Source organism: uncultured Meiothermus sp. (assembly GCF_937863175.1).
In the GTDB taxonomy this organism is placed as follows: Bacteria; Deinococcota; Deinococci; order Deinococcales; family Thermaceae; genus Meiothermus.
In genome coordinates this window covers 1-4,760 of record NZ_CALMCQ010000243.1, presented here as the reverse complement: position 1 = coordinate 4,760, position 4,760 = coordinate 1, and the positions used below count along the sequence as shown (strand labels likewise).

Annotated in this window: 6 protein-coding genes; all 6 read left to right on the top strand. The window is 63.5% G+C overall.

Features of this window, described 5'->3' with window-relative positions; genetic code table 11:
* On the top strand, positions 1–311 hold a 311-nt coding region (locus Q0288_RS09365), incomplete at its 5' end, for a hypothetical protein (RefSeq protein ID WP_299429729.1).
* A 230-nt stretch (positions 312–541) separates the two neighbouring features.
* Complete coding sequence (locus Q0288_RS09360; protein ID WP_299429727.1) at positions 542–769, top strand: antitoxin VbhA family protein; 228 nt, start codon at positions 542–544, stop codon at positions 767–769.
* Between the two features lie 32 nt (positions 770–801).
* Positions 802–1,710: a Fic family protein gene (locus Q0288_RS09355; protein ID WP_299429725.1), complete on the top strand. Its 909-nt coding sequence runs from the start codon at positions 802–804 to the stop codon at positions 1,708–1,710.
* Between the two features lie 308 nt (positions 1,711–2,018).
* Entirely contained in the window at positions 2,019–2,462 is a 444-nt protein-coding gene (locus Q0288_RS09350) for a hypothetical protein (RefSeq protein WP_299429723.1), read from the top strand.
* An 8-nt stretch (positions 2,463–2,470) separates the two neighbouring features.
* Positions 2,471–3,160: a hypothetical protein gene (locus Q0288_RS09345; RefSeq protein WP_299429721.1), complete on the top strand. Its 690-nt coding sequence runs from the start codon at positions 2,471–2,473 to the stop codon at positions 3,158–3,160.
* A partial coding sequence (locus tag Q0288_RS09340) for a type IV secretory system conjugative DNA transfer family protein (protein WP_299429720.1) occupies positions 3,157–4,760 on the top strand: 1,604 nt, incomplete at its 3' end. The genes Q0288_RS09345 and Q0288_RS09340, both read left to right, overlap by 4 nt.

The window sequence follows — 4,760 nt, the reverse complement described above, 5'->3', positions numbered from 1 at the left end:
ATGGAGCCCTAGCCGGTAGGCATCTGATCTGGGAAACCTGTCGCACGGCTGGGGGCGGGGCGGTCATGAGATTGACCAAACAGGCTTCGGCCTTTCATCCCGAGGAAGTTAACCGTATCTGGTACGAGGTCAAGGCCCCACCTCACTTGCAGCACTTGGAGATTTGCGACTACGCGGCGTGTACGCTTTTGTATGACGAACCCTTTATCCCTTTTGATTGCCTAAGCCAAGCGGTGCGTTTCGCCAACCGACACGCCCAGATGAAAGCCCGATACCTCAATGGGCGGATTGAGAGCTATTCCGTTGCCTAAAGAAAGGAATAACCATGTTGGGATACCACAACTCAGAGTCTGGGGTAAGCCGCTAATTTACGCAGTCCGCAGTTCAGTTTTATGGCTTAAGATTGGCTCGAGCAACTATGCCGACAGTATGGTTTGGGCCTTTAGTCCAAGCTAGAGTCTGAACGAAAATCGTCGGAGACAGGGCCAGGAGAGACCGTTTTGGTGGTCACTCCTGGCCTTGATTCATGGTAAAATGTCCTATGGTCAAGCCCCCAAAGAAAGCGGCAACAGAAGAAGAAAAACGGCGACGTATCGAGGCACTTTCCCATGCTTACCATTCCAACCGTTTGGAGGGTGACACCAGGGCGTGGGAGGAGGTTCTGGCCGATCCCATCAACCAAGCCCTGATCGAAGGTACGATTACGAGTGAAGAAGCCATCAAACTTATAAAGGCCAAGCATTTGGGCGAACCAACCACCAATTCTTAAACCTGTTTTCCCAACAACCCTGGCTTTTGGTGGTGTCTGAACTCGATATGTCCGATCCCTATTTGCAGCCCAATGGAACCCTCAAAAACCTACACCGCCTCACCGATGCGTCAAAGCTGCGTGAACTCGAGTACCTCCTTGTCGAGCAGCGAAGTTTTGAGATTGTATCGGGCCAATTCGACATACCCAAAACTTTTGACGAAGCCCACCTGAAAGCCATCCACAAACATCTGTTCCAAGACACCTTTGAGTGGGCCGGGTTCATGCGCCATGAGCCAGTTGTACTCGAGGGGGAACGGGTGCAGCTTGGCCCAATGTTGCAAAAAGGAGAGAGCGTCTTTCTACCTTCCTCCTACATCCGACAGGCTATAGCTCACCTGAGCCGTGATATTCAGACCGACCCACGCCTTAAAAGTCCCGACGCAATGATCTTTGCTGATGGTGCGGCCAAAATATTGGGCGACCTCAACCATGTTCGTCCATTCCGTGAAGGCAATGGGCGTACCCAGCGTCTGTTCATACAGGGCTTGGCCCAGAGTACAGGGCATGGCTTTGACTTTCGTGTAGTCAGCGCTGAACGAAATATTGCAGTTTCTATTTCGGCCAATAGCGGTCAACTCGAACCCCTCCAGCGTATGTTGCGCGGAATTATAGACCCCCGCCAGGTCGCGGTTTTGCGTCAGGCCATTGTCTTTTTGGAGTCGCAGGACATCAACTGGAATAGCCGCTACTTCGCCGCCGCTGCACCCGGCTTTGCCCATACTGCCAACTTGGTGGCCAACAATCCACAGTTTGCCCTGCTGATGGAAGGTCAAGGGGATAGTCTGCGCTTGGTCGTGACTCACCCCGACCACTTACCAGTGACTGCTCAAGTGGGCAAAGAGGTTAGCTTCAAAGTGCCCGAGTTGACCCAAGAACAGGGTAAAGACCTCGAGTATTGAACACAACTTTTGGCTAGGCTCGAGGTGAGGACTCGAACCCTTGAACTCCCCGAATCTATGGGGGGTTTGCTTTTCGGTGTGGCTCGACTCGAGGGATGGGGGTGAGGCGTGCGAGGGCGAGAGAGGGCGAGGGCGGACGGGAGAGGGAGGGAGTGCGGGAGAGGGAGGGAGTGCAGGATAAGGAGTGCGGGCAGCTCGAGGCCACCCGCCTGCCCGCACCCCATCCAGCAAGGGCAAATCCTCGGGGCCAGACCCTGCCCATACCCCAGAGTTGACAGGGATGTAAAAATATGTATATTTGTAAATGAATGAGCAAGATAAAAATATGGATATACGTAGAACCCACCGTCCACCGCCAGCTCAAGCAGACTGCCATCCAGCGCTCCTCGCCCAGAGTGGCGGTGAGCATGAGCAGCGTGGCCTCGGAGATGCTGGCCCGCTCCTTGAGCCGGGAGGCCGAGCAGTCCCTCGACAGCCTGCTGGGGGCACGCCTCGAGGGGCTGCTGCGCCAGGAGATCCGGGAGCAGTATTCGGGCATCCGCCGTCTGCTGGCCAGGGCCTGCATCGAGGCCAACGCCACCCGCCGCCTGCTGACCATGCACATCGAAGACGGGCGCGGGGCTGAGTACGCCAAGGAGCTTTCGGGTGCCTCCTACTTGGCGGCGGTGGAGGCCGTCCGCAAGACCAGCGCCGAACTCGAGGCCGCCCTCGCGGCGGTCGCGGCCCCCGCGTCCGAGCGGGGTGAGGGGTGAGGCGCAGCGTGGTCAAGGCCAAGTACGCCGCCGGGGCCGGGCGCGGGGGTCGCACCCAGGCGGCGGTGCGCTACTACTTCCACCGCCCCGAGAGCGAGGCCCGGCGGCTCTTAAGGCAGGAGGCGAAGGAGGCCGACCCCGACCCCACCGGAGAGCCGGAGTTCCGTGTCCTTCCCACCGCCCGCCGTGGCTTCGACCGCACTCGAGACGACATAGACCCGTCCGAGGCCAAGGCCCAAGCGGCCCAGAACCAGGCCCGCTTTCACTACCGTATGACCCTCTCGCCCGACCCCTGGGCGGGAACCCGGATGAGCGAGGGCGAGCTGCGCGACTGGGCGCGGGCGGTGCTCCAGCCGCTGCGTCTGCGCGACCCCAAGGTGGAGTGGACGGCGGTGGTGCATCAGGACTTGAAGCACCCCCACGTCCACGCGCTGGTCTACAGCGAGACCCGCCTCAGCCGCGACGACCTGGGGCAGCTCCGCGCGGCGGGCGACGCGGCGGTGCGCCAGTGGCAGCGGGAGTGGGAGGCGCTCCACACCGAGCCCATCTCGGGGCGGCTCTTGGAGCAGGCGGATCTCCAGCATAGAGGCGGCAAGCCCCAAGGCGGGGGCCAGGGTCTGGACGGTGGGGAGGAGTCCGAAGGCTCCGGGCGCAACCGCAAGCTGCGGCCCCAGCGCGGGCTGGAGCAGGGCCGGTGAACACGCTTATGGTCTCCCGCGCCCTGGCCCTGTTCCCGGCTGGATACGCCGCCCACTGGGCCGTGCAGTATTTCGGCGGCTGGGTGCCGCCCAGCCTCATCTTGAGCGCCTACGCCGCCTGCGCGGCGTGGCTGCTGGTCACTGCCCTGTTGCGCTTGTTGTTGCGACCCCTCGAGCCGCCCCGCGAGCTGCCCTACCGCGAGCACTGGGCCACCGGGGAGGAGGTGCGGGCGATGCTGCTCCCGAGCGGCCAGGAGCACCTGGGGGTGGCGCTGGCCCACCACGAGGCGGGGCTGGTCGGGGTGCGGCCCGGCACCGGCGGGCAGAGCGAGATGGGGCACTTCCTGGTCAGCGGCCCCTCCCGCGCCGGGAAGGGGCTGCACCTGGTCACCAACCTGCTGCGCTGGCAGGGCAGCGCGGTCACGGTGGACATCAAGGGGGAGAACTACCAGAAGACGGCGGGGCACCGCCAGCGCTTCAGCAAGGTGCGGGTGCTCGACCCCTCCGGCTTCGGCGACCGCTACGACCCTTTCCTCGAGCTGGGCCACACCGACGAGGGGCTGCACGCCGCCGCGCTGCTGATCCTGGAGCCCGAGCAGGACAAGGAGCGCATCTTCGCCGAGCGGGCCGCCAACGCGCTCTTCGCCGGGATGCTGGCGGCGCGGAGGCTGGGACAGCCCACCCTGGCCTACCTGCGCGGGCTGACCGCGCTGGGGCTGTCGGGGTACGTGCGCCAGCTCCATGCCCTGAACGACCCCCAGATTCGCAGGGCGCTGGTGGACTTCCTGGGCAAGACCCCCGAGCAGTTCAGCCCCGAGGACATGAGCAGCGACCGCTTCCTGAACTCCTCCTGGATGAACCTGGTCACCCGGATGCGCCCGCTCTTCTCCGAGGGCATCCTGCGCATGACCTCCGGCTCCGACTTCCGGGCCGCCGACCTGATCACCGGCTCCACCAGCCTCTACCTGGTCTTCAAGGAGTCCACCCTGCGCTTCACCGCCAAGGCCTTGCAGGTCATCCAGTTGGGGATGATCGACGCGCTGATCCGCTACGGCGACGAGGGGCACTCCGGGAGCACGCCGGTGGTCTTCTTCTTCGACGAGGCCGGGCGCGTCCCGGTGCCGCGCCTGGAAGACCTGGTGTCCACCATCGCGGGCCGGGGGATGAGCGCGGTGGTCTACGTGCAGAGCCTGAGCCAGCTCGAGGGCAAGTACGGGCGCGAGGCCGCCGCCACCATCCGCGACAACTGCCACACCCAGATGTTCTACCCGCCCCGCGACAAGGCCACCGCCGAGTACATCAGCGAGATGACCGGGGAGGTGACGCTGGTGGAGGTGGACGAGAGCCTTCGGGTGGACTCGGGCGGCTTCGGCACCGACCACACCCGGCGCGAGACCTTCCGCCAGCGCCCCCTGATCACCCCCGCCGAGGTGCGCCAGTTGCCCAAGGGCAGCGTGGTGATCTTCGCCCAAGACCGCCCGCCGATCAGGGCCAAGCGTTTGGAATACTACCGCTACCCTTGGGCCAAGCGCGTCGCCAGTCTGGCTGCCCCCAAGCCGCAGAAGTTGGGGGTGCTGGAGGAGCTGCCGCTGCCCGCCCT